Here is a 22,940-nt window from a genome sequence, read left to right as displayed (position 1 = left end):
CTTTGATATTAACTGTTTTGCCTATGCTTTCAGAGTCTATGTGCTTTGTAAGATTGCTCTTTTGGAGATTGTTGTGACTCAACGCCTGCGCCTGAATAAAAATGCCGATCGCCGCCTGAAAGCGGGCCATCTGTGGATCTACTCCAATGAGGTAGATATCAAAGAGACGCCACTAAAAAACTTTGCTGCTGGTGAGCCTGCGTTAGTTGAGGCTTCCAATGGCAAGACCCTTGGCGTCGCCTACATTAATCCGCACTCGCTGATTTGTGGTCGGGTAATGTCGCGTGACCCAGAAATGCGTCTAGATCGCTCGTTATTCGTACACCGCTTCAACCAAGCGCTGGCGCTGCGTGAGCGTCTGTTCGATAAACCTTTTTACCGTTTGATCCACGGTGAAGGTGACCTGTTGCCGGGCTTGGTGATTGACCGTTTCGGTGATGTGCTGGTGGTGCAGTTGAATACCGCAGGTATGCAAGCGTTGGCGGAAGATATTGTCGATGCGCTGGAAAAAGTTGTTAAGCCTAATGCCATCGTGTTCCGTAATGATACGGGCGGCCGTCGCCAGGAAGGTCTAGAAGCCCACGTCGAAGTGGTCAAAGGCACACTTCCTGATGAGGTTCTGCTGGAAGAGAATGGGGTTACCTTTGCCGTGCCTGTGCTGAATGGCCAAAAGACAGGGTGGTTCTACGACCATCGCGTCAATCGCGCATGGCTGAACAGCCAAGTGGCGGGTAAGCGCGTGCTGGATGTATTCAGTTACGTGGGCGGTTGGGGGGTTCAGGCGGCTGCGAGCGGTGCCTCAGAAGTGTTGTGTGTCGATGCTTCTGCCCCAGCGCTGGATCAGGTGGCACGCAATGCTGAGCTAAATGGTGTGCAGGAGCAAGTAGCGGTAGCCGAAGGCGATGCCTTTGAAGCGTTAGCAGCATTGAAAGCTGACGGCGAGCAGTTCGATGTGATCATTCTTGATCCGCCTGCATTTATCAAAAAGCGCAAGGATATCCCTAATGGTGAGCGCGCTTACGCACGACTAAATCGTGAAGCGATGCGGCTATTGGGCCGCGATGGCTTGCTGTTGTCGGCCTCGTGTTCTATGCACCTCGCGCCTGAGCGTTTGGTGGATGTGGTTCGTGGTGCCGTTCGCCACCAAGACCGTCATGGCCAGGTGATTTTTCAGGGGCATCAGGGCCCCGATCACCCCGTTCATCCGGCTATCCCGGAAACCTCGTACCTGAAGGCGCTGGGCGTGCGGGTATTCCGCGACTAAGCCAAGGACGCTGCTTGACGAACATTGGCAAGACAAAAAAATAGCATCAAGGAGTAACCACAAGGAGCTGCATTATGGAGTGGGCACTACCAAACCCTTTTGTGATCGATCTTCAGGTGACGCCGGAGGCCATTGACGCTTACCGGCATGTCAATAACAGCGAGTATTTACGCTGGGTTGAGCAGATCAGTTGGGCCCACTCCGAAGCCTTGGGGCTATCCCTTGAGCGCTACCAGTCCCTTGACTGTGCCATGGTCGTCCATCGTCATGAGTTGGACTATCTGGCACCTGCCTTTGTCGACGATAAGTTGCAACTGGCGACGTGGATTGTTGCTTGCGATGGTCGTTTTAGTTTGACCCGTCGATTTCAGCTTAAGCGTTCGGAGAATGGCAAGACGTTGCTAAATGCCCGCACCAGGTTTGCCTGTGTGGCGCTTAGCAGTGGGCGGCCCACGCGGTTGCCTGATGAGTACCAGCGCATTTACGGTGGTGCGGTGGTGGCGGAGTAGCTAATGCTGAAATGCCGTCGATTTTTTCGCTGATTTTCGTTAAACGCTAGATTCTTCTCCCAAAAAACGCCTTAGCCGGCGTTTTTTTTGTTTTTCTTGCTTGGGGTGGTGGTTAGTGCCAGCTGTGCTGTAATTTGCTTAATAGCGCTTATTGATGGCCTGGCTCTAACGGCTAGGTAGTAAAGATGAGGCTCTGACGATTTAGCAGTTGAGATTTAGCACTAACAATCAATAGAGAAGGAAAACGCTAATGAAAATCGCCGTCCCAAAAGAGATCAAAAACCATGAGTATCGGGTGGCACTCACTCCGACAGGCGCGCGGGAGCTAGTAGGGCGTGGCCACTCGGTAAGCGTGCAGGCAACTGCAGGAGAAGGAGCCGGATTTAGTGACAGCGACTACGAAGCCGCAGGCGCCCAGGTGGAAGCTAATGTAGATGCGTTGTGGCAAAACGCCGAGCTGATTCTCAAGGTAAAAGAGCCTCAGGCCGAAGAAGTGGCGCGTCTAACCGCCAACCAAACGCTGTTTACCTATCTGCACTTGGCCGCTGAGGAAAAATTAACCCAAGGGCTGATGGCCAGCGGTGCTACCTGCATTGCCTATGAAACCATCACCGATGCAAAAGGTGGGCTACCGCTGCTCGCGCCGATGAGCACGGTTGCTGGGCGCATGGCCGTTCAGGCGGGCGCGCATAGTCTGGAAAAAGCCCAGGGTGGCTCCGGTGTGCTATTGCCCGGCGTGCCAGGCGTTGCGCCGGGTAAAGTTACCGTGATTGGCGGTGGTGTGGTCGGCGAAAACGCTGCCCGTATGGCGTTAGGGTTGGGGGCTGAGGTGACCATTCTGGACAAGTCGATTGCTCGCTTAGAGGTGCTGGACGACCGTTACCAGGGGCGCATCAAAACGGTTTACTCAACGGCGGACGCCCTTGATCAGGCAGCTAAAGAGTCCGATATGATCATTGGCGCCGTACTTATCCCCGGTGCCGCCGCCCCCAAGTTGATTACCCGTGCCATGCTGGCCGATATGAAGCCAGGCAGTGTATTGGTAGACGTAGCCATCGATCAGGGCGGCTGTTTTGAAACCAGCAAGCCTACGACGCATGCCGAGCCAACCTATATCGTGGATGGCATCGTCCATTACTGCGTGGCCAATATGCCGGGCGCGGTGGCGCGGACATCTACTCTGGGTCTTACCAATGCTACCTTGCCGTTTGTACTGGCGCTGGCTGATAAAGGCTGGCAACAGGCGCTTAAAGACGACCCACACTTCCTGCCCGGGCTCAACGTCCATAATGGTCAAGTGACTTATCAGGCTGTTGCCGATGCTTTTGGACTCAAGAGCATCGACCCAGCGAGTGCAGTGGCATGATAATCGGTACGTCAATTAGTAGTAGGTGATACTACTGTTACCCGGGTGGTGCTGCTAGTGGTGGTGCTAATAGTGAGGGGGAACTTCGTCTTCTGGGCGGGTATCACCCTGTGAGTCACCCGCCTGGAGCGCCTGATACTGCTCGCGCAAGCGGTCACGCATCAGCGTGCTCAGTTGCTCCAGCTTTTCTAGCCGACGCTCTTGCTGAGCAACCGCTTGGTCAAGGGTGTCTAGCCAATGCTCTTGGTAAGCCAGTCGACTCTCTAAAGATTCAAGAAGTTGAGTTAGCTCTGCAGGCGATAATTCGTTTGTCATGATAACATCGTGACCTTGTGTAGTATGCTCGGTACTGTTAGGAATGGGCCTAGTTGGCCGAGTATTGTCCTTCGTCTGTTACCCATACAACAAGAGAGCTTTTATCATCTATGAATCCAAAAGTTGTTTTTCGCTGTTTCTTCATCAGTGTTTTACTTGCCGCCCCCACGCCACTTCTTCTGGCGGGGATTGTTCATTTAACGAATGCACCGCTTGCTGAGCAGTGGCTGGCTGAGCTTGCCATCAGCGGGGTAAGTGGTGTGTATATTGCCGCTGCTCTGGGATGTTTTATTGCGTTATTTATAGGTACTTTAGCCGCTGCTGCTCTGGCGCCGCCTATGGTAGTGAAAGCTGATGTTTCTCGAACTAAATCTGCGCCGCGTCAGCCTCAAGCGGTACCTGAAGTGGAAGATGATGAAGAGGAAGATATCATCGACCCCAATGATGGTCGCGAAGAGGGCGAAGTAAAGTGGTTTAACACCAATAAAGGTTACGGCTTTATTACCCGGGATAATGGCGAGGATGTGTTTGTTCACTTTCGTGCTATTCGTGGCCGTGGCCCGCGTATGCTTGCTGAAGGGCAGATTGTTCGCTATCACGTGATTAAGAATGATCGTGGCCTTCAGGCAGACGACGTTAGTATTATTGAGTAGCTTTGATTAAATCGCTTTAATTGAATCGCGCTAGCATCGTTAACTGCTGAAAAACAAGACCCCGCTAAGCGGGGTCTTGTGCGTTTAACGGCCTGAATCAGGCCATTCAATGGCTTTTTCCTGGCCCCCTGGCAATACCTGCCAGAAGCGATCAGGGTCATCGCCGGGGTGCCAGCCACCTAACGAGCAGCGAACCTCGGTCTGTAAAGCTTCGGCGGCGTGCTGAGCGCACTCTTGGTCGGTGTGCCACGGGGTGTGGTGGCTATCAAACCACAAGCTGGCAAAACCATCGGCCGCTTTGTCCACCAATAGTACGGGCACAGCTTCACCTTGATGGTGGCCGCGAGTCTTCCATTTGCCCTTGCCGGCTGGGCTAAGGGGCGGTGCATCGAGAGCTTCGCTTAGCCACGCATTGAGCTTATCTATCGCTACGCTGGCAAGGTATACCTCGATATCCGGAAACCGCTCCATCATACGCTCACCTCGTCGTCCGTTAACAAGGCTTGAAGCGTTGCCTCATAAATGCGGCTTAGTTCATCCAGGTCACTGGCGCGCACGCGCTCATTCACTTTATGAATAGTGTCGTTAAGCGGGCCAAGCTCGACCACTTGGGCGCCAAGTGTCGCGATGAAGCGACCATCCGAGGTGCCGCCGCTGGTCGAAAGCGCAGGGCGCTCGCCGGTAACGGCTTCTACACCGCGAATGGCAGCATCGACTAATTCGCCTTCTGCGGTCAGGAATGGTTCGCCGTTGAGCGTCCAATCAATATGGTACTCAAGGCCATGCTTATCCAAAATCGACTCGGTGCGGCTTCTTAGCATCTCATGGGTAACTTCCGTGGAATAGCGGAAGTTAAACACGACTTCTACCTCACCTGGAATGACGTTAGTGGCCCCGGTGCCCGCGCGAAAATTAGATATCTGGAAGCTGGTGGCAGGGAAAAAGTCATTGCCTGCGTCCCAGTGCTCGTTAACCAACGCATCCAGTGCGGGCATCGCTTGGTGAATAGGGTTGCGCGCAAGGTGTGGGTAGGCCACATGACCCTGAATTCCTTTGAGATGTAGAACGCCGCCCAGTGAGCCGCGGCGTCCGTTTTTAATCATATCGCCCAGTCGCGAGGTCGACGAGGGTTCACCGACAATGCAGTAGTCCAAGCGCTCGTTGCGTTCGCGTAAATGCTCAACCACTGCGCTGGTGCCATCGATGGCAGGGCCTTCCTCATCGGATGTGATTAAAAACGCTATCCGGCCATCGTGCTCTGGATGGGTGGTCACAAAGCGCTCAACGGCGGTGAGCATCGCCGCTAGGCTGCCCTTCATGTCTGCTGCGCCTCGCCCACAGAGCATGCCGTGCTCATCAATACACGGCTCAAACGGTGGGAATTCCCAGTTCGTGTGGGGGCCGCTGGGCACAACGTCAGTGTGGCCAGCAAAGGCCAATACAGGGCCATGATGGCCTCTTATTGCCCAGAAGTTTTTGACATCGCCAAACGGCAGTTGCTCGATATGAAAACCGAGCGCCGTTAAGCGCTCGATCATGAGTTCCTGGCAGCCTTCGTCATCCGGCGTTACCGACGCCCGGCTAAGTAGCTCAAACGCGAGCTGCAACGTGGGCGACAGCGTTTCAGGCTCAGTTATGGGCATGCAGTGCCTCGTTCAGCGCAATGGCGCTTTTGTTCGTCAGGCACTCAATGCGGCCATTTTGTGAATTGCGACGCAGCAATAAGTCATCTTGGCCTGCTAACTCGCGTGCTGCCACGGTGTTAACTTCTTGTTTCTGATCGTCGAGCAGGGTAACTTTCGAGCCCGCGGTAATATACAAGCCCGCTTCTACGGTGCAGCGGTCACCTAGCGGAATACCGATGCCTGCATTAGCGCCAATCAGGCAGCCTTCGCCTACCTTGATAATGATATTGCCGCCGCCAGAAAGCGTTCCCATGGTGGAGCAGCCGCCGCCCAGGTCGGAGCCTTTGCCGACCATGACGCCAGCAGAAATGCGGCCTTCAATCATGCCGGGGCCTTCAGTACCTGCGTTGAAGTTGACGAAGCCTTCATGCATTACCGTGGTGCCTTCCCCCAGGTAAGCGCCCAGGCGCACGCGAGCAGTGTCGCCAATGCGAATGCCGGTGGGTACCACGTAATCGGTCATTTTGGGGAATTTATCGACGCAGTCGACTGACAGCGCGCGACCTGCTAAACGCGCTTTTAGGCGGCGGGCGGGCAGCTCTTCGATATCAATCGCGCCTTCGTTGGTCCAGGCGATGTTGCGCAGCAGGCCAAACATTCCCGTCAGATCCAAGCCATGGGGCTTCACTAAGCGGTGAGAGAGTAAGTGCAGCTTTAAGTAAACTTCAGGAACGGTCTGCGGTGCCTGATCGCTTTCTAAAAACATCGCGACCAGGGGGCGATGGCTGGCGGCGAATGATTCGGCGAGTGCTGCCTGCTCAGAGTGGCCAGCAGCTTCCAACGCTTTGGCCAAACGCGTGCAATCTTCGGGCAGGAAACTGATTGCCGTATTGCCAGCGGGGGCGTCTAACGCCTCTTTGGCTGCGGCTACCAAGCTATCTGCAGGATTAAACAGGGGGGCTGGGTAGTAGATTTCTAACCAGTCGCCCTGGGTGTTTTGGGTGCCGATTCCAAGCGCGAAGCTCAGCATAACGCGTCTTCCTTTAAAGTTTTGAATAACAATCAGTTGTTAGGATTCAGTGGTATGTTAGCCGCTGAGAGAGTCGTAATCGCCGTCGCGGTAGCCCACTAAAATAGTGTCGTCATCAACTTCTAGCAGTGGTCTTTTGAGCAGCGTGGGCTGTTCAAGCACTAGCCTGCGGGCAGACGTAGCATCCAAGCTGTCTTTTTCTTCCTGGGGTAAGTCACGCCATGTTTTGCTGCGCTTATTAAGCGCTTCTAATAGCGGTACGCGCTCAAGAATGTGCTCAAGTAAGCCGGCTGAAAGACCATCTTTACGCAGGTCATGGGTCTTGAAAGGGATGCCTTTCTCTTCAAGTACGTTGCGTGCTTTGCGGCAGGTGTCGCATGTGTTGATGATATAGAGTGTCAGCATATAACCTCCTTAAACAAGTCTACGGTGTCTAGCCGCGCTCAAGCAGTTGACGAAGTCGCTTAGCTGCTTCGAGGGTGGGCGCAAGCTCCGCCACTAATGCTAAACGTAGTCGACCCGAACCGGGGTTATGGCCATTTTTCCCTGGGCGGCCCATGAGGCTGCCAGGTAACACGCTGACGTGTTGCTCACTAAATAGCCGCTGAGTAAAGGCGATGTCATCGCCGTCGGGCACTGCTGGCCACAGGTAAAAGCTAGCTTCCGGCGTAGGGAAGTCCATTACGGGTGCCAGCACGTTGGTGACAGCGCTAAATTTTTCGCGATAAGCGTCCCGGTTGGCACGTACGTGGGTTTCATCCTGCCAAGCGGCGATAGAGGCGTGCTGAAGCGGCAGCGACATTGCACAGCCGTGATAGGTGCGGTAGCGCTTAAACGGCGCGAGAAGGCTCGCGTCACCCGCTATAAAGCCGGAGCGTAGCCCGGGCAGGTTAGAGCGCTTAGATAGCGAATGAAACACTACGCAGCGTTGATAATCGTCGCGTCCAAGCTCTGCACAGGCTTGCAGTAGGCCGGGAGGGGGCGTGCTTTCATCCAGATATAGCTCTGAATAGCACTCATCGGAGGCGATGATAAAGTCGTGCTCATCGGCCAGTGCGATGAGCTGCTTGAATTCAGTAAGTGGCGTGACGGCCCCTGTGGGGTTGCCCGGTGAGCAAATGAATACCATTTGTACATCGCGCCAGGTCGCCGCGCTCACGGCCGAAAAATCAGGGCGAAAACCGTTGTCAGCCGTGCAATCCAAATAGAGCGGCTCGCCACCTGCCAGTAGTGTGGCCCCTTCATAAATTTGGTAGAAGGGATTGGGAACAGCCACCTTAGCGGGGCGCTGGCGATCCAACGCGGCTTGCACAAATGCAAAAATTGCTTCGCGGGTGCCGTTAACGGGGAGTACTTGCTGTTCGGCATCTAGCCCGGCAAGCGAAAACCGTTGGGTTGCCCAGCGGGCAATTGTTTCGCGTAGGGCGGGTAGGCCGTTGGTTGCCGGGTAGCGAGCCATCTCTACTTGATGGGCAACCAGCGCCTCTAACGCCCCTGCGTAAGGGGCGTGTTGAGGCTCCCCAATGGTGAGGGGGATATGTGCAAGCCCCGCCGGTGGCACAAGCGCTGCCTTTAGGGCGGCTAGCTTTTCAAACGGATAGGGGTGCAGAAGGTTTAGATCAGGATTCATGGCATGTCCGTTGATAGCCTAAAGGCGGTGCTGGATGTCTGTAAAAACGGCCAACTAAACCGCCGATTATAGGCAACCCCTGGTGCCACCTCAAACTTAACCACCAAGGCGTCGCTCATTTAAGCGCTTACACGCCTAATACTTCGATAAGCCGTTCGCGAAGCTGCTGTTGCCGTTCTGGATCGGTGAGCGGCTCACCCGCTTTCGTGGTGATAAAGAAAACGTCTTCAACCCGTTCCCCCAGCGTGGCAATTTTCGCAGCCGATAAGGCAATGTCCTGTTCCATAAAAATACGCCCGACACGAGCCAGTAGGCCAGGGCGGTCTGGGGCAGTTAGCTCTAGCAGCGTACGTTCGTTGGCTGGGTCCTGCTCAATGAGCACCTCGGTGGGCACTTTGAAGTGCTTAAGCTGGCGCGGTGTGTGGCGCGTGACGATCTCTGGATAGTCATCCGGATCGTCCAGCTCTTCGACGAGATGCCGACGCATCTCCTCAATATGCTCAGGATCACGGATAGGTTGGCCGTAATGATCTAGCACAATAAACGTATTTAGCGTCCAGTCGTTGTGCGAGGTGGCGATGCGGGCATCATGGATAGATAGACCCAGCTGCTCCATGGCGGCGGCGGTCGCGGCAAATAGGTCGTCTACCGAGCGGGTGTGGATAAAGACCTTGGTGCCGCCTTCGGCCATATCGGCGGTGGGTGCGCTAATTAAGACCAGCGGCAAAACAGACGGCTGGTGGGCAAGAATACCTTGGGTCTGCCAGACAATTTCGCTGGGGGCGTACTGAAGGAAATAGTCTTCACCAAGAGATTCCCACAGTTGATCAATCTGAGCGCTGTCTACGCCGACTGTTTGCAGTAACGAGCGGGCTTCGGTACGGGTTTCGCGCACCCAGTCATCTCGGTCGGGCGGGTTTTTTAGCCCTCGTCTCAGTGCCCGCTTGGTTTCAGCATGAAGCTGGCGCAACAGCGACGCACGCCAGCCGTTCCACAGGGTGGGGTTGGTTGCATTGATATCGGCAACGGTGAGCACGTAGAGATAGTCTAAGCGGGTCTCGTCGCGCACCGTTAGAGCGAAGTCGCGAATCACGTCGGGATCACTAATGTCGCGCTTCTGGGCGGTCATAGACATCAATAGGTGATGCTCCACCAGCCAGCGCAGTAAGTTAGTGTCGTGTTGGGAGACGTGGTGACGGTGGCAGAATTGCTCAACATCACGCGCACCAATCTCAGAATGATCGCCGCCGCGGCCCTTGCCAACATCGTGAAACAGCCCGGCAATCCACAGCAGATCCATTTTAGGCAGTTGATGAATCAGCGTGGCTGCGACGGGGAAGTCGTCTTTGGCATCCGGTTTGCGAAAGCCGTGTAAAAACTTCAGTAAGCGCAGGGTATGAGCGTCTACCGTGTAAATGTGGAATAGGTCGTGTTGCATCAACCCGACCGCGCGACCAAATTCTGGCAGATACTTGCCCAAGATGCCGTAACGGTTCATGCGCCTTAATTGGCGAGGGACATTGCCGGGAGCCCGCAAAATGGACATGAATAGCCGCTGATGGCGAGGGTCTTCGCGGTAGTGGTCATCAATTTGATGGCGATGATCGCGGATCAGGCGAATGGTGTCGGCGCGTACCCCTTCTATTTCCGGGTGCTTTGCCATCAGCAGAAACAGTTCCAGCATGGCCGCCGGTCGCTCACGAAACAGATTGCGTGAGCGCGCTTGGATGTAGCCGCCTTTGGTTTCGAAGCGCTCGTTCAGCTTAACGGTTTCCAAGGCTTCTTTACCGCGTAGGATAACCTCATCAAAGTGCTGTAACAGCATGTCGTTAAGCCCGGCCAAGGCGGTCACATGCCGATAGTAGCGCTTCATGAACTGTTCAACTGCTAAGCGCTCAGGGGTATCCCTAAAGCCAAACATTTCGGCAATGGTACGTTGGTGATCAAACAGCAATCGATCTTCGGCGCGGCCTGTTAGCATGTGCAGGGTATAACGCACCTGCCATAAAAAGGCTTGGCCCTGGCTTAGAATGCGCAGTTCGGCATCATTCATAAAGCCATTTGCGACGATGTCAGCATAGTGCTCAGTGTCGAAATGGCGTTTAGCTACCCAGCCAATCATTTGAATATCACGTAGGCCGCCAGGGGAGCTTTTCAGGTTTGGCTCTAAGTGGTATTCCGAGTTGTTGTAGCGATAGTGACGGGCAATTTGTTCTTGCCACTTGGCTTCGAAAAAACGGTCAGCAGGCCAAATGTGCTCGGCGCTAAGGCGTTCACGCATCTTTTGGCGAAGATGTTCGGGGCCAGCAATGAGTCGCGATTCCAACAGGTTGGTCATCACGGTGACATCAGCTTCAGCTTCCCGCTCACAGTCATTAAGCGAGCGCACGCTATGGCCGATCTCAAGACCGATATCCCATAAGAAGGTAATGAAAGCGCTTAGCGACTCGCGATAAGGGGTGTCATCATCATGCGCCAGTAGCAGTAGCAGGTCGATGTCTGAGTGCGGGTGTAGCTCGCCTCGGCCGTAACCACCCACTGCCACCAGGGCAACGCCATCGTCAGGCCAGTCGTGCTGCGCCCAGGCAATGGCTAGCAGCTGATCCAGATACCACGCTCGCCCGCGGACTAGGTCGCGTATATCAGCCCCGGAACGAAACTGCTCATCCAGTTTGGCTTGTAGCTCCCGAAGCGCCGCTTTAAACGGCGCAATAGGAGAGCGTGATCCGGCGAGTTCGGTGCGAAACATAGCGAGATCGTACAGCGTGGTGTCCGGCTCGAACCGGTAGTGATGAAGAAGCATCAGCGATTTAGAAAACTGAAGTCTTCGTCGCTGCGTGCAGTCAGCACGTCAACACCGGTTTCTGTGACCAGCAGCGTGTGCTCCCACTGGGCAGATAAGCTTCGATCCTTAGTGACCGCTGTCCAACCATCGCGTAGCACCTTGGTTTTATAGCCGCCTACGTTAATCATTGGTTCGATAGTAAAACACATGCCAGCTTCCAGCGGGATGTCGGCATCGGGTGCATAGCCATCATAGTGAAGAAACTGCGGATCTTCGTGGAAATCGGCGCCGATGCCGTGGCCGCAGAAGTCGCGCACTACGGAGTAGCCGTGTGCTTCAGCATGTTGCTGGATAACGCGGGCAAGTTCCGAAAGGTGTACGCCTGGCTTTACTAGCTCAATGCTTTTGTACAAGCACTCTTGAGTGATACGGCATAAGCGCTCGCCCTGGATTGTATCGCCGATGACGAACATCACGCTGGAATCACCGTGGTAGCCGTCAGTTGTTTTGACGGTGATATCCAAATTCATGATATCGCCGTTCTTCAATTTTTTGGCATCATCAGGAATGCCATGACAGACCACGTGATTGATTGATGTACAGGTTGCTTTCGGAAAACCGTGGTAGTTCAGCGGGGCGGGTGTGGACCCCAAATTGTTAACAATAAAATCGTGGCACAGGCGATCAATTTCACCCGTAGAGATCCCCGCCTTGATGTGGGGGGTGATCATTTCAATGACGCTGGCGGCTTGGCGCCCGGCTTCACGCATTTTCTCGATTTCAGAAGGCGTCTTGATAGGAACGTTCATGAATTCTCGATGTGGGTTCTAAAGTAAGTGGTGAACGGCAATGGTGAGCGGTAAATTAAGACCGTTACATGCGCTGTGACTTCATCTTGGTAATGATCTATGGTATAAAGCCGCGCGCTTTCCTGCAATCGCCATCCGATGCTTCTTTGTCGGTTGGCCATCTGCAGAAAGGCTATTTAAACGTAATGCAGAAGTCTGTGTTACTAAACAGCAAGCCTTGAAAACACACATGCACCGGCACATGGTCCCGGGTGCCGCTGGCAGCGTCTGACGATGCCACTGGTCGGATCCATGGGGTGCGTGGAGGCCTAACCCGAGTTTCAGGAGTTTTATCATGTCTCACGTTAATATGCGTGACCTGCTGAAAGCAGGTGCTCACTTCGGTCACCAAACCAAGTACTGGAATCCGAAGATGGGTAAATTCATCTTCGGCGCGCGCAACAAGATTCATATCATCAACCTCGAGCACACTTTGCCGGCGCTGAACGAAGCGATCGACGTGGTTGAGAAGATGGCGGCATCCAACAACAAAATTTTGTTTGTTGGCACCAAGCGCAGCGCTAGCAAGATCATCAAAGAAGAAGCAAACCGCGTTAACCAGCCGTTCGTCAACCATCGCTGGTTGGGTGGTATGCTGACTAACTTCAAGACCATTCGTCAGTCCATCAAGCGTCTGCGTGATCTTGAAACCATGCGCGAAGACGGCACGTTCGAGAAGCTGACCAAGAAAGAAGTCTTGATGGCAACTCGCGAGCAAGAGAAGCTTGAGCGTTCTATCGGCGGTATCAAGAACATGGGCGGCCTTCCTGACGCGCTGTTCGTTATCGATGTTGACCACGAGCGCATCGCGATCAACGAAGCCAACAAACTGGGTATCCCGGTTATTGGTGTGGTAGATACCAACTCAAACCCAGATGGCGTTGATTACGTTATCCCGGGTAACGACGACTCCATCCGCGCTATTCAGATCTACGTGAAAGCAATTGCTGACGCGTGTGGTCGTGCAAAAGAAGGTCGTCCGGAAGAGTTTGTTGAAGTGACTGAAGAAGCCGCTTCTGCCGACACTGACGCTGCTGCCGAGTAACGGTTGCAGTGGTGCGGCGGCCAGATAAGCCGCATCATGTTTAAGAGGGGGCCTTATGCCCCCTTTTTCCCGCTTTGAGTTCGCTCAAGTGGGCCGATTATGCCGGACGCTTAATGCCGGCGAATGCTCTACAAAGTGATACGCAACGGTCATCTACCGAGCCTATACTCTGTAGCGCGTTTAACTTTCAGCTAGAACCATTTCCGAGGTGAAAACTCATGGCTGCTATCAGCGCCTCTCAGGTTAAGGAACTGCGCGAACGTACCGGTCTTGGCATGATGGAGTGTAAAAAAGCACTTACTGAAGCCGACGGTGATATCGAAGTTGCAATCGAGAACCTGCGTAAAAGCTCTGGCCTTAAAGCCGCGAAAAAAGCGGGTCGTACCGCTGCAGAAGGTGCCGTTGTTACTCGCGTAGCAGAAGACGGCAGCTACGGCGTAATGGTCGAGATCAACTCCGAAACTGATTTCGTTGCCCGTGACGACAACTTCATCGCTTTCACCAACAAGATCGCGGATGCGTTCTTTGCGGCAAAAAATGAAGACGTTGCAGCGGTAATGGCTGGCGACCTCGAGTCTACTCGTGAGCAGCTGGTACAGAAAATCGGCGAGAATATCGGTGTGCGTCGTGCCGTTGTTGTGAACGCTGTTGAAGGTGGCCTTGTAGGCGAATACGTTCACGGCGGCCGTATCGGCGTCTTGACCGTTCTGAAAGGTGGTAACACGGAAGCTGCTAAAGACGTTGCTATGCACGTAGCAGCGATCAATCCGTCGGTTGCGCACCCGGAAGATATGCCGCAGGAAGAGCTGGACAAAGAAAAAGCGATTATTCTGGCCCAACCGGACATGGCCGGTAAGCCTGAGCAGATCGCTGAGAAAATGGTTCAAGGCCGTCTGAAAAAGTACTTGGCCGAGAACAGCCTGACCGAACAGCCGTTCGTTAAAGACCCGAACCAATCCGTTGCCGAGTTCGTGAAAGCGGCGGGTGGCGAAGTGGTTAGCTTCACTCGCTTTGAAGTGGGCGAAGGCATCGAGAAAGAAGAAGTCGACTTTGCTAAAGAAGTTATGGAACAGGCTGGCCGTCGCTAAGGTCAGAGGTTTCAGAAAGAAGATGGCGTGCGCGCGAGCGCACGCTTTTGTGTATCCGGCCCCTGTGAAAAACAGGGGTCGTCTCGCCCGCCTGTGTTCAGGTCTGCCTCAGGAGAGATGCCATGTCACGTGAAGTTCAAGAGTCCGCCCCCGCAGTTGCTGCCAGCAAGACTGAAAAGTCGAAATCAAAATACAAACGTATTTTGCTGAAGTTGTCTGGCGAAGCGCTAATGGGTGAGCACGATTTTGGTATTGATCCGAAAGTGCTGGATCGTATGGCGCTAGAGATCGGCCAATTGGTTGGTATTGGCGTTCAGGTGGGGATCGTGATTGGTGGTGGAAACCTATTTCGTGGCGCGGCGCTTAATGAAGCCGGCATGGATCGGGTGACGGGTGACCACATGGGAATGCTGGCAACCGTGATGAATGCGCTAGCAATGCGAGATGCGCTTGAGCGTTCCAATATTCGCTCGCGGGTAATGTCAGCGATTCCCATGAGTGGTGTGGTAGAACATTACGACCGCCGCACCGCCATCCGCTACTTAACGTCGGGAGACGTGGTGCTGTTTTCAGCGGGAACGGGTAATCCTTTCTTTACGACCGACTCTGCAGCCTGCTTACGTGGTATTGAAGTAGATGTTGACGTGGTGATCAAGGCCACCAAAGTAGACGGCGTGTACAATAAAGATCCGGTTAAACATCCCGATGCCGTGAAGTATGACCAGCTCTCTTACGACGATGCCCTAGACCAAAAATTGGGTGTTATGGATTTGACCGCAATCTGCCTGGTACGTGACCATAATATGCCGGTGCGGGTATTTGATATGAATAAGCCTGGTGCCCTGCTGAATTTGGTAGTAGGGGGCAAGGAAGGCACGCTGATAGACAGAGGGTAATATCGTGATTAATGACATCAAGAAAGATGCAGAATCTCGCATGAAGAAAAGCGTTGAAGCGCTGCACAGCAACTTCAACAAAATCCGTACGGGGCGTGCTCATCCCAGTATTCTCGACGCTGTTACCGTTGATTATTACGGTGGTCAGGTGCCGCTAAATCAAGTGGCTTCTGTTAACGTGGAAGATGCTCGTACGCTGACAGTGGCGCCTTGGGAGCAGGGCATGGTGCCCAAGATTGAAAAGGCAATTATGACCTCTGATCTGGGGCTCAATCCTGCCAGCGCCGGCAATGTCATTCGCGTGCCGATGCCGATGTTGACCGAAGAAACGCGCAAAGGTTACATCAAGCAGGCGCGTAGCGAAGCTGAACATGCGCGCGTGGCGGTGCGTAACGTACGTCGTGATGCCAACGGTGATTTTAAGTCTTTGTTGAAGGATAAAGAAATTACCGAAGACGATCAGCGCCAGGGTGAAGACGAAATCCAGAAGTTGACGGATAAGTATATTGCTGAGGTCGATAAAGCGCTTGCCGCAAAAGAACAAGATCTCATGCAGGTGTAGTTATTAGTCTAAAAATAGCTACCTGCTTTCAATCAACCACGGGGGGCTTGGCTGCCCGTGGGTCATCGCTTGGCTTTACTATGACTGATCTTTGGTGCGAGAACCCATGACGTCTCCGCAGCTTCCCCAAGCGCAGCAGGATGGCGCGACGCCTTCTCGGTCCGAGGAGGCGCCGCCAGCCCATGTTGCTATTATTATGGATGGTAATAACCGCTGGGCGCGGGCACGTGGGCTTTCCGGAGTGCGCGGTCACCGAGCCGGTGTCGAAGCCGTTCGAGCGGTTATTGAACGCGCTGCGCAGCGCGGCGTTCAGACACTGAGTCTTTTTGCTTTTTCAAGTGAAAACTGGAAGCGCCCAGCGGCTGAGGTGAATGCCTTGATGGAGCTTTTTTTGATGGCGCTTAAGCGCGAGGTCAAAAAGCTCCATGAGCGTAATATTCGCCTGTCAATTATTGGCGAACAGCGTGGTTTTTCCCATGCGATTCAAAAGCATATTCAGCGTGCCGAGTCGTTAACCGCAGAGAATACCGGTATGCATCTGGTGATTGCGGCCAACTACGGTGGTCAATGGGACCTTGCGCGAGCGGCTAGGCAGTTGGCGGAGCAAGTCGCCGCAGGTGAGTTAGCGGCTTCCGATATTGATGAGGCACGTCTTGATGCGGCGATGAATACGCACAATGTACCGCCGGTAGATTTATGCATCCGCACCAGCGGAGAGCAGCGGTTATCTAACTTTATGTTATGGCAGTTAGCTTACGCAGAACTGCATTTTTCGCCACTGCTCTGGCCAGATTTTAACGGGGCGGCACTTGATGAGGCGCTTGACGATTTTTGCCTACGTCGCCGTCGTTTTGGTATGACCGACGCACAAATAGAGGCGCAAGGTGCTTAAACAGCGGATGATTACAGCAGCTTGGTTAGCGCCCCTGACGCTGACTGGCTTGTTCGGACTACAAGGTGGAGCCTTTGCACTGTTTACAGCGCTAATTGTGCTGCTAGGTGCTTGGGAGTGGACCAACTTGGCCGGTGTCGCCCGTCAGGGAGCGCGAATTGCCCTGGTAGCTGTTATGGCAGTGTTAATGCTGGCAATGTGGCTAGGTGGAGCAGCGTTTGCCGCTTGGCCGCTTTGGCTGGCCGCTGTGGGGTGGGGGATTAATCTTTATTGGGTGACCCACTACCCTGATACTGCCAACCAATGGCAAGCCACTTCTCGGCGGTTGCTCATGGGTGTGTGGGTGCTGCTGCCGTGCTGGGTAGGATTCAATGTGCTCCGCGATAGTGGCGCTGTATGGCTGCTGTTTGTGCTGTTGTTAGTCTGGACCGCTGATATTGGCGCCTACTTTGCTGGCAGGCGTTGGGGAAAAAATAAGCTTGCTCCAAAAGTGAGCCCAGGTAAGTCCTGGGAAGGTGTTTATGGCGGCCTTGCGGCCACGCTATTGCTAGCAATTGTGTTCGCTGTGTGGCAGCCCATTAACCTTATAGGCGGTGTCGCACTGGTAGTGATTACCGGTTTAGTGACGCTGGTTTCAGTGCTTGGTGACCTTCTCGAAAGTATGCTTAAACGCTATCGGGACATCAAAGATTCAAGTCAGCTCTTGCCAGGCCATGGCGGTGTACTGGATCGTATTGATAGCCTGACGGCAGCAGTGCCTATTTTTGCGCTGTTCTATTTGCAGGTGATCCATCTCCAGGTGAGCGCCCTATGAGCCAACCAGCTGTTCAGCGTATTACAGTGCTTGGTTCAACAGGCTCAATTGGTAAAAGCACCCTTGATGTCATTGCTCAATATCCAGATCGCTATCGCGTTTATGCCTTAACGGCCCATACCTCAAAAGAAGTGCTCTTAGCGCAATGCCGCTTTCATCACCCAGAAGTCGCTGTATTACATGACCCTGAGGATGCGGCCTGGTTGCGGCAAGCACTTTTAACGTCAGGGCTCTCTACTAAGGTTCTTTCGGGAGCTATAGCGCTTTGCCAGGTGGCGCGAGAAAGGCAAGTGGATACCGTGATGGCCGCTATTGTTGGCGCAGCGGGCCTGTTACCTGCGCTAGCAGCTGCCGAGTCAGGTAAGCGCGTACTGTTGGCCAATAAAGAAGCTCTAGTGATGAGTGGCGCGCTGTTTATGGACGCTGTTGCGCGCTCAGGTGCAACCTTATTGCCGATTGATTCCGAACATAATGCTATTTACCAATGTCTACCTACCGAGCATAGAGGTGGATTGCGTCAGCACGGTGTTCGCCAACTGCTGCTCACCGCCTCTGGCGGCCCTTTTCGTGGCTGGCAGGCAGAAGATATCGCTAAGGTGACCCCTGAGCAGGCTTGTCATCATCCTAACTGGTCAATGGGGCGCAAAATCTCCGTCGATAGCGCGACGTTGATGAATAAAGGCTTAGAGCTTATCGAAGCGTGCTGGCTATTTGATGCAACGCCTGATCAGATACAGGTTGTAGTTCATCCGCAAAGCGTTATTCACTCGATGGTTGCCTACGATGATGGCTCGGTGATTGCGCAGCTGGGTAATCCTGATATGCGTACGCCTATTGCTTATGGATTGGCATGGCCGGAACGGATTGATGCGGGTGTTGAGACGCTGGATCTTTTTCAGGTGGCGCGTCTGGATTTCGAAGCCCCTGATGAAGCGCTTTTCCCCTGCTTGTCGCTCGCCCGTGATGCTATGCACAAGGGCGGCGCTGCACCGGCGATTTTGAATGCGGCGAATGAGGTCGCCGTGGAGGCTTTTCTGGAAGGACAGCTTGGCTTCAGCGCGATTGCTGACGTAGTGGCAAAAGTGATGGCTCTACCGTTTGAAGGGCGTGCCGACACGCTTGAGCGGATATTATCTGCAGATCAGTGGGCACGAGAGCAGGCGGCGCTAATAGTATGCCAGTAGTTCGCTTAGCATCAGCCATCGTTGATCAGCGAGTCGTGTAAAGGAGCGAAGAGTGGGCCTGATACAGAACATATTAGCGGTGATCGTGGTACTGGGGTTGTTGGTAACTTTTCACGAGTTTGGCCATTTTTGGGTGGCGCGGCGCTGCGGTGTAAAGGTGCTACGTTTCTCAGTCGGCTTTGGTAAGCCGCTATGGTCGACCGTTGATCGTCACGGCACAGAGTTCGCGGTGGCGGCGATACCGCTAGGCGGCTACGTAAAAATGCTCGACGAGCGCGAAGCGCCTGTACCTGAAGAGCAATTAGATCAGGCGTTTAACCGCAAGACCGTATGGCAGCGTATCGCTATTGTTGCCGCTGGCCCAATTGCAAATTTTTTACTTGCGATTGTAGCTTACTGGGCGCTATTCGTTGCTGGCACTACAACCGTTGCTCCTATTGTTGGCGATGTTGCTCCTAACTCTCCTGCGGCAGCGGCAGGGCTTTCTCACGGCGCAGAGATTACCTCTATCCAGGGAGATACTATGCGCTCCTGGGAAGAGATTAATTTAAAGCTTGTCTCTATGATCGGGTTTAATGGCGACCTGGTGCTTGAGGCACAGCCTGAAGGGGCCAATGCCTCTCGGGTTTATCAGCTTCCTGTTGCCAACTACATGGTTCGCCAGGACCCGCCTCAGCCAATGCAGAGTTTGGGCATTACACCTTGGCGTCCGAACGTCCCCGCGGTGCTAGGCCAAGTGATTGATGGCCAGGCGGCTGCACAAGCTGGCCTGCGAGCGGGTGATCGTATTGTGTCTCTGGATGGCGAGCCAATTGACGACTGGATGCAGTTTGTCTCGGTTATTCGTGAGAATGCAGGCCAAACCTTAGAGGTGGGTTACCAGCGTGGTGATGAGCAGGGTAGCCTTTCCTTAACCCCTGGACGTAATACGCTGGAGAGTGGCGTCGAGGTTGGGTACATTGGTGCCGGAGCGCAGCAGGTAACATGGCCTGAAGAGTTTCAACGTGAAATTCGTTACGGGCCTGTAGAAGCGGTAGGTCAAGCGTTATCACGTACAGGTGAGATGACGCTGCTGACAGTAGATGCTATCCGTAAGATGCTGGTGGGGCTTATTTCACCGTCGAACCTTTCGGGGCCGATTACCATCGCGCAGATATCCGGTGACTCTGCTCGTGCGGGGATGGAAGCGTTCGTAGGCTTTCTAGCGTATCTTTCTATCAGCCTTGGCGTGCTTAATCTACTGCCAATACCCGTGCTCGATGGTGGGCATTTACTTTATTATTTTATAGAGGTCGTGCGTGGGCGGCCGGTCTCTGAGCAAACGCAAGCAGTAGGGTTGCGTATTGGGCTTGCCATGGTAGGCACCCTAATGTTGATGGCTCTCTATTTTGATCTGATGCGCCTGTGGTAATGACGCGTGTAGGGCGCTGGATGCCTTGTCATCTGCCTGCACAAATGTATATGGTGCCTATCTGGAATGATGGGCAGACCAACGCGAGCGAACTGACTGCATGAAAATCAAGACCCTTGGAATGGCGGCATTGTTGTTGGTAGGTACCAGCACTGCCCAAGCACAATCCTTTGATGTTTCCGACATTCGTGTGGAAGGACTGCAGCGGGTATCTGCCGCCTCGGTCTTTAATGCGTTTCCCGTCAATGCCAATGATCGCGTTAGCGAACAGCAGCTTGCTGCCGCTGCGCGAGATTTGTTTGCCACAGGTTTGTTTGAAGATGTTTCCCTCGCGCGCGAAGGAGATGTGTTGATTATCCAGGTGGTTGAGCGCCCGACGATCGCGCGCTTGAACATCGAAGGGAATCAGCAGATTTCTGATGAGGATCTGCGCAACGGTCTGCGCGAATCAGGTCTTTCCGAGGGGCAAGTACTGCAACTTTCCACATTGGAAGAGATTCAGCGTGAGCTTGAAGGGGTTTATCAAGCTCAGGGGCGCTACAGCGCCGGTATCGATGTTGAAGTTGACGAAATTGATGAAGGCCGTGTTCAGGTTAATATCAATGTTAACGAAGGCGAAGTCGCTAAAATCCGCCAGATCAACATCGTGGGCAATGAAGCGTTCGACGATGACACGCTGCGCGACGTCTTTGAGCTAAATGATCGGCCAGGGCGTGTTTTTGGTTGGTTCTCTAAAGATGAGTATTCCCGCGAAGCGTTGGCAGGGGACATTGAGCGGTTACGCTCCTTTTACTTGGATCGTGGTTACGTCAATTTTGATGTCACCTCAACACAGGTTTCCATTGGTCCTGAAAAGTCAGAGATCTTCATCACGTTAAATATTGATGAGGGCAACCAGTTCCAAGTAGGCGACATTCGTTTTGCAGGTGACCTGCAAATTAGCGAAAACGAAGCGAACGAGCTACTGACTATTAACCGTGGTGATACGTTCTCTCGTGGGGATCTCAACGCGTCTACCGAGGCGCTTCGTCAGCGTCTTGGGGCGGAAGGCTTTGCGTTTGCTGAAGTTCAAGGTATCCCAGAAATGGCCGGTGATGGTGAAACGGTTGATTTAGTGATCGCGGTCAACCCTGGTCAGCGAACTTATGTACGTCGTATTGAGTTTTACGGCAATACCACAACGCAAGACGAAGTACTGCGTCGTGAAATGATCCAGTTAGAAGGTGCGCCTGCCTCGACTGAGTCGATTACTCAGTCGCGTCAACGCTTGGAGCGTCTTGGCTTCTTCAGCCAAGTAGAGGTTGATACGCAACCGGTTCCGGGGCAGCCCGACTTGCTAGACGTAACGTATAACGTCGAAGAGCAACCGTCTGGCTCGGTATCTGCCAGTGTCGGCTTCTCGCAAAGTGCGGGGGTAATTTATGGCGTTGGTTTGGCGCAAAATAACTTCCTAGGTACCGGTAACCGCGTCAACGTAGGTGCGCAACGTAGTGATACGTTTACCAGCGTTAACTTTGCATTTACGGATCCCTACTGGACACTGGATGGTATTTCGCGCGGTTATAACCTGTTTTATCGGGAAACGGATTACGGCGACTCCGATATTTCGACGTTCTCCACCGATGCTTACGGTGCTGGTATTAACTTCGGTTACCCCATCAGCGAGCTTTCCCGTCTGAACTTTGGCGCCAGTATTGAAGAACTCACGATTAAAACCTATGACGACTCTGCCTCAGAAATCATTCGTTACGTCGAAGATCAAGGCGATGACGCACAAAGCCTGAAGCTAACGGCAAGCTGGACACGTAATAACTTGAACCGTGGCATTATGCCAACAGCGGGTAACTATCAGCGTGTCTCGCTAGAAACAGGTGTCCCTGGTAGTGATGCGGAATACTACAAGCTGCGTGCTCGTGCCCAGCAGCTGTTCCCGATCAACGATGACCAGACTTGGGCGTTGAAGTTTACCGGTAATCTGGGCTATGCCGACACGCTGGGTAGCAATGATCCTTATCCGTTCTATGAGAACTTTTATGCGGGTGGCTTAGGTTCAGTGCGTGGTTTTACATCGAATACCCTGGGACAGCGTACAACACCGACTCGAGATGGCGGACGTGACCGTACGTTGGGCGGTAATATCTTGGTAGAAGGGTCGGCAGAAGTGCTCTTCCCAATGCCCTTTGTGGAAGACCAGCGTGCGATTCAACCGTCGCTCTTCCTCGACGCGGGTAATACCTTCTTGAGTTCTTGCTATGATGTGCAGGAAGCAGATATTGGGCGCCAGCAATGTAGTTCTGGAGTCGACCTGGGTGACTTGCGTTACAGCGTTGGTATCGGCCTTTCGTGGCTAACGCCGGTAGGCCCGTTGACCTTCAGCGTTGCAGAACCGTTAAGCGATAAAAGCGGTGACGATACCCAGTTCTTCCAGTTCTCGCTGGGCCAAACGTTCTAACATGGTGGGATACGTTGGTACCTACCTAATAAAAAGGAGTTAACACGATGCGTAAACTGACAGCAGCTGTGTGCCTATTTGGCGCCATGACGCTTCCCGCCTACGCCATTGCCGCTGAAGTGGCAGTGCTTGATTGGCGCGCTGCGTTGATGAATACACAGTCGGCTCAGTCATCGTTGAGCCAACTGGAAGGCCAAATCGGTAACCAGCAGCGCGAGGCTCAAGCGTTAGGAGAAGAGCTTCAACGCATACAAGAGCGTTTACAGCGTGAAGGTGAGACAATGTCTCAGTCTCAGCGAGATCCGCTAATTGCTGAACTTCAGCAGAAGGGTAGCCGCTTTGAGCAGCTGCGCCGTGAAGTGCTCCAAGCGCAGCAAGCATCTGAGCAGCGGTTCCTTGAAGGCGCTGAGCCCAAGCTGGAACAAGCGGTAGAGCAGGTGTTAGAGCGTCACAACATTGATGTTCTGGTAGAGCCTCAAGGGGTGTTGCACTCATCAACTGACCTGCCTAATGTGACTAATGAGGTCACACAGATTTTTGATTCGCTAAACTAATTTTAGGACTGTTGGTG

22 protein-coding genes are annotated in these 22,940 nt (G+C 53.6%); 14 read left to right on the top strand and 8 right to left on the bottom strand.

What is annotated here, in order from left to right; translation table 11 throughout:
- Positions 1 to 73: 73 nt before the first annotated feature.
- The 3 genes from CEK60_RS12060 to ald all read left to right on the top strand — a co-directional run bounded on the left by CEK60_RS12060 (position 74) and on the right by ald (position 3,139).
- The gene (locus CEK60_RS12060; RefSeq protein ID WP_009724128.1) at positions 74 to 1,264 is read left to right on the top strand and encodes a class I SAM-dependent rRNA methyltransferase; all 1,191 of its coding nucleotides are present in this window, start codon (positions 74 to 76) and stop codon (positions 1,262 to 1,264) included.
- Between the two features lie 74 nt (positions 1,265 to 1,338).
- A complete protein-coding gene (locus tag CEK60_RS12055; RefSeq protein WP_089039236.1) occupies positions 1,339 to 1,773 on the top strand; it encodes an acyl-CoA thioesterase in 435 nt (144 codons plus the stop codon).
- 250 nt (positions 1,774 to 2,023) lie between these two features.
- On the top strand, positions 2,024 to 3,139 hold the full coding sequence (gene ald / locus CEK60_RS12050; RefSeq protein ID WP_089039235.1) for an alanine dehydrogenase: 1,116 nt from the start codon (positions 2,024 to 2,026) through the stop codon (positions 3,137 to 3,139).
- 66 nt (positions 3,140 to 3,205) lie between these two features.
- On the opposite strand, the gene CEK60_RS12045 is transcribed toward ald, so the two are convergent.
- Positions 3,206 to 3,454, bottom strand: coding sequence for a SlyX family protein (locus CEK60_RS12045; RefSeq protein ID WP_038481102.1), 249 nt, complete (start codon positions 3,452 to 3,454; stop codon positions 3,206 to 3,208).
- A gap of 110 nt (positions 3,455 to 3,564) precedes the next feature.
- Here CEK60_RS12045 and CEK60_RS22815 point away from each other — a divergent pair, with 110 nt between their 5' ends.
- Complete coding sequence (locus CEK60_RS22815; RefSeq protein ID WP_038481105.1) at positions 3,565 to 4,107, top strand: cold-shock protein; 543 nt, start codon at positions 3,565 to 3,567, stop codon at positions 4,105 to 4,107.
- Between the two features lie 84 nt (positions 4,108 to 4,191).
- Here the strand turns inward: CEK60_RS22815 and CEK60_RS12035 are convergent, their stop codons facing one another.
- The 7 genes from CEK60_RS12035 to map form a co-directional block, all read right to left on the bottom strand.
- Positions 4,192 to 4,581 (bottom strand): hypothetical protein, encoded by a 390-nt coding sequence (locus tag CEK60_RS12035; protein ID WP_089039234.1) that lies wholly within the window; start codon positions 4,579 to 4,581, stop codon positions 4,192 to 4,194.
- Positions 4,578 to 5,750 (bottom strand): succinyl-diaminopimelate desuccinylase, encoded by a 1,173-nt coding sequence (gene dapE / locus CEK60_RS12030; protein WP_089039233.1) that lies wholly within the window; start codon positions 5,748 to 5,750, stop codon positions 4,578 to 4,580. Before dapE ends, CEK60_RS12035 begins: the two co-directional genes overlap by 4 nt.
- Positions 5,737 to 6,762 carry a 2,3,4,5-tetrahydropyridine-2,6-dicarboxylate N-succinyltransferase gene (gene dapD, locus CEK60_RS12025; RefSeq protein WP_038481114.1) on the bottom strand — a complete coding sequence of 342 codons (1,026 nt, stop codon included), beginning with the start codon at positions 6,760 to 6,762 and terminating at the stop codon, positions 5,737 to 5,739. The genes dapE and dapD overlap by 14 nt, the downstream gene beginning before the upstream one ends.
- Positions 6,763 to 6,819: 57 nt before the next feature.
- Positions 6,820 to 7,167 carry a Spx/MgsR family RNA polymerase-binding regulatory protein gene (locus tag CEK60_RS12020; protein ID WP_038481117.1) on the bottom strand — a complete coding sequence of 116 codons (348 nt, stop codon included), beginning with the start codon at positions 7,165 to 7,167 and terminating at the stop codon, positions 6,820 to 6,822.
- Positions 7,168 to 7,195: 28 nt separating this feature from the next.
- A complete protein-coding gene (gene dapC / locus CEK60_RS12015; RefSeq protein WP_089039232.1) occupies positions 7,196 to 8,392 on the bottom strand; it encodes a succinyldiaminopimelate transaminase in 1,197 nt (398 codons plus the stop codon).
- A 127-nt stretch (positions 8,393 to 8,519) separates the two neighbouring features.
- Complete coding sequence (locus CEK60_RS12010) at positions 8,520 to 11,195, bottom strand: [protein-PII] uridylyltransferase (protein ID WP_089039231.1); 2,676 nt, start codon at positions 11,193 to 11,195, stop codon at positions 8,520 to 8,522.
- A complete protein-coding gene (map, locus tag CEK60_RS12005) occupies positions 11,195 to 11,986 on the bottom strand; it encodes a type I methionyl aminopeptidase (protein ID WP_089039230.1) in 792 nt (263 codons plus the stop codon). The genes CEK60_RS12010 and map overlap by 1 nt, the downstream gene beginning before the upstream one ends.
- A gap of 334 nt (positions 11,987 to 12,320) precedes the next feature.
- Here map and rpsB point away from each other — a divergent pair, with 334 nt between their 5' ends.
- From rpsB to CEK60_RS11955, 10 genes are all read left to right on the top strand, one after another.
- A complete protein-coding gene (gene rpsB, locus CEK60_RS12000) occupies positions 12,321 to 13,070 on the top strand; it encodes a 30S ribosomal protein S2 (RefSeq protein WP_038481130.1) in 750 nt (249 codons plus the stop codon).
- A 218-nt stretch (positions 13,071 to 13,288) separates the two neighbouring features.
- The gene (gene tsf, locus CEK60_RS11995) at positions 13,289 to 14,158 is read left to right on the top strand and encodes a translation elongation factor Ts (protein WP_038481144.1); all 870 of its coding nucleotides are present in this window, start codon (positions 13,289 to 13,291) and stop codon (positions 14,156 to 14,158) included.
- Positions 14,159 to 14,280: 122 nt separating this feature from the next.
- Positions 14,281 to 15,054: a UMP kinase gene (gene pyrH / locus CEK60_RS11990; protein WP_089039229.1), complete on the top strand. Its 774-nt coding sequence runs from the start codon at positions 14,281 to 14,283 to the stop codon at positions 15,052 to 15,054.
- 4 nt (positions 15,055 to 15,058) lie between these two features.
- Entirely contained in the window at positions 15,059 to 15,616 is a 558-nt protein-coding gene (frr, locus tag CEK60_RS11985) for a ribosome recycling factor (protein WP_089039228.1), read from the top strand.
- Between the two features lie 106 nt (positions 15,617 to 15,722).
- The gene (gene uppS / locus CEK60_RS11980; RefSeq protein ID WP_089039227.1) at positions 15,723 to 16,508 is read left to right on the top strand and encodes a polyprenyl diphosphate synthase; all 786 of its coding nucleotides are present in this window, start codon (positions 15,723 to 15,725) and stop codon (positions 16,506 to 16,508) included.
- Complete coding sequence (locus tag CEK60_RS11975) at positions 16,501 to 17,322, top strand: phosphatidate cytidylyltransferase (protein WP_089039226.1); 822 nt, start codon at positions 16,501 to 16,503, stop codon at positions 17,320 to 17,322. The genes uppS and CEK60_RS11975 overlap by 8 nt, the downstream gene beginning before the upstream one ends.
- Positions 17,319 to 18,506, top strand: a complete 1,188-nt coding sequence (gene ispC / locus CEK60_RS11970; RefSeq protein ID WP_089039225.1) for a 1-deoxy-D-xylulose-5-phosphate reductoisomerase — start codon at positions 17,319 to 17,321, stop codon at positions 18,504 to 18,506. Before CEK60_RS11975 ends, ispC begins: the two co-directional genes overlap by 4 nt.
- Positions 18,507 to 18,558: 52 nt before the next feature.
- Positions 18,559 to 19,917: a sigma E protease regulator RseP gene (gene rseP / locus CEK60_RS11965; protein WP_089039224.1), complete on the top strand. Its 1,359-nt coding sequence runs from the start codon at positions 18,559 to 18,561 to the stop codon at positions 19,915 to 19,917.
- 100 nt (positions 19,918 to 20,017) lie between these two features.
- Positions 20,018 to 22,369 carry an outer membrane protein assembly factor BamA gene (gene bamA, locus CEK60_RS11960; RefSeq protein WP_442311561.1) on the top strand — a complete coding sequence of 784 codons (2,352 nt, stop codon included), beginning with the start codon at positions 20,018 to 20,020 and terminating at the stop codon, positions 22,367 to 22,369.
- Between the two features lie 47 nt (positions 22,370 to 22,416).
- Positions 22,417 to 22,923: an OmpH family outer membrane protein gene (locus CEK60_RS11955; RefSeq protein WP_089039223.1), complete on the top strand. Its 507-nt coding sequence runs from the start codon at positions 22,417 to 22,419 to the stop codon at positions 22,921 to 22,923.
- The last annotated feature ends 17 nt before the right edge of the window (positions 22,924 to 22,940 follow it).

Origin of the sequence: Halomonas sp. N3-2A, from assembly GCF_002216165.1 — a bacterium.
In the GTDB taxonomy this organism is placed as follows: Bacteria; Pseudomonadota; Gammaproteobacteria; order Pseudomonadales; family Halomonadaceae; genus Vreelandella.
This window is presented reverse-complemented; position numbering and strand designations above follow the sequence as displayed.

What these genes read in the sequence shown, in the direction of transcription:
- rpsB (WP_038481130.1), top strand. Translation starts at nt 12,321, where the DNA reads ATGTCTCACGTTAATATGCGTGACCTGCTGAAAGCAGGTGCTCACTTC.
- map (WP_089039230.1), bottom strand. Translation starts at nt 11,986, where the DNA reads ATGAACGTTCCTATCAAGACGCCTTCTGAAATCGAGAAAATGCGTGAA.
- bamA (WP_442311561.1), top strand. Translation starts at nt 20,018, where the DNA reads ATGAAAATCAAGACCCTTGGAATGGCGGCATTGTTGTTGGTAGGTACC.
- ispC (WP_089039225.1), top strand. Translation starts at nt 17,319, where the DNA reads ATGAGCCAACCAGCTGTTCAGCGTATTACAGTGCTTGGTTCAACAGGC.
- CEK60_RS12010 (WP_089039231.1), bottom strand. Translation starts at nt 11,195, where the DNA reads ATGCTTCTTCATCACTACCGGTTCGAGCCGGACACCACGCTGTACGAT.
- CEK60_RS12055 (WP_089039236.1), top strand. Translation starts at nt 1,339, where the DNA reads ATGGAGTGGGCACTACCAAACCCTTTTGTGATCGATCTTCAGGTGACG.
- uppS (WP_089039227.1), top strand. Translation starts at nt 15,723, where the DNA reads ATGACGTCTCCGCAGCTTCCCCAAGCGCAGCAGGATGGCGCGACGCCT.
- dapD (WP_038481114.1), bottom strand. Translation starts at nt 6,762, where the DNA reads ATGCTGAGCTTCGCGCTTGGAATCGGCACCCAAAACACCCAGGGCGAC.
- dapE (WP_089039233.1), bottom strand. Translation starts at nt 5,750, where the DNA reads ATGCCCATAACTGAGCCTGAAACGCTGTCGCCCACGTTGCAGCTCGCG.
- dapC (WP_089039232.1), bottom strand. Translation starts at nt 8,392, where the DNA reads ATGAATCCTGATCTAAACCTTCTGCACCCCTATCCGTTTGAAAAGCTA.
- CEK60_RS12020 (WP_038481117.1), bottom strand. Translation starts at nt 7,167, where the DNA reads ATGCTGACACTCTATATCATCAACACATGCGACACCTGCCGCAAAGCA.
- ald (WP_089039235.1), top strand. Translation starts at nt 2,024, where the DNA reads ATGAAAATCGCCGTCCCAAAAGAGATCAAAAACCATGAGTATCGGGTG.
- CEK60_RS22815 (WP_038481105.1), top strand. Translation starts at nt 3,565, where the DNA reads ATGAATCCAAAAGTTGTTTTTCGCTGTTTCTTCATCAGTGTTTTACTT.
- CEK60_RS12035 (WP_089039234.1), bottom strand. Translation starts at nt 4,581, where the DNA reads ATGATGGAGCGGTTTCCGGATATCGAGGTATACCTTGCCAGCGTAGCG.
- tsf (WP_038481144.1), top strand. Translation starts at nt 13,289, where the DNA reads ATGGCTGCTATCAGCGCCTCTCAGGTTAAGGAACTGCGCGAACGTACC.
- CEK60_RS11955 (WP_089039223.1), top strand. Translation starts at nt 22,417, where the DNA reads ATGCGTAAACTGACAGCAGCTGTGTGCCTATTTGGCGCCATGACGCTT.
- pyrH (WP_089039229.1), top strand. Translation starts at nt 14,281, where the DNA reads ATGTCACGTGAAGTTCAAGAGTCCGCCCCCGCAGTTGCTGCCAGCAAG.
- CEK60_RS12045 (WP_038481102.1), bottom strand. Translation starts at nt 3,454, where the DNA reads ATGACAAACGAATTATCGCCTGCAGAGCTAACTCAACTTCTTGAATCT.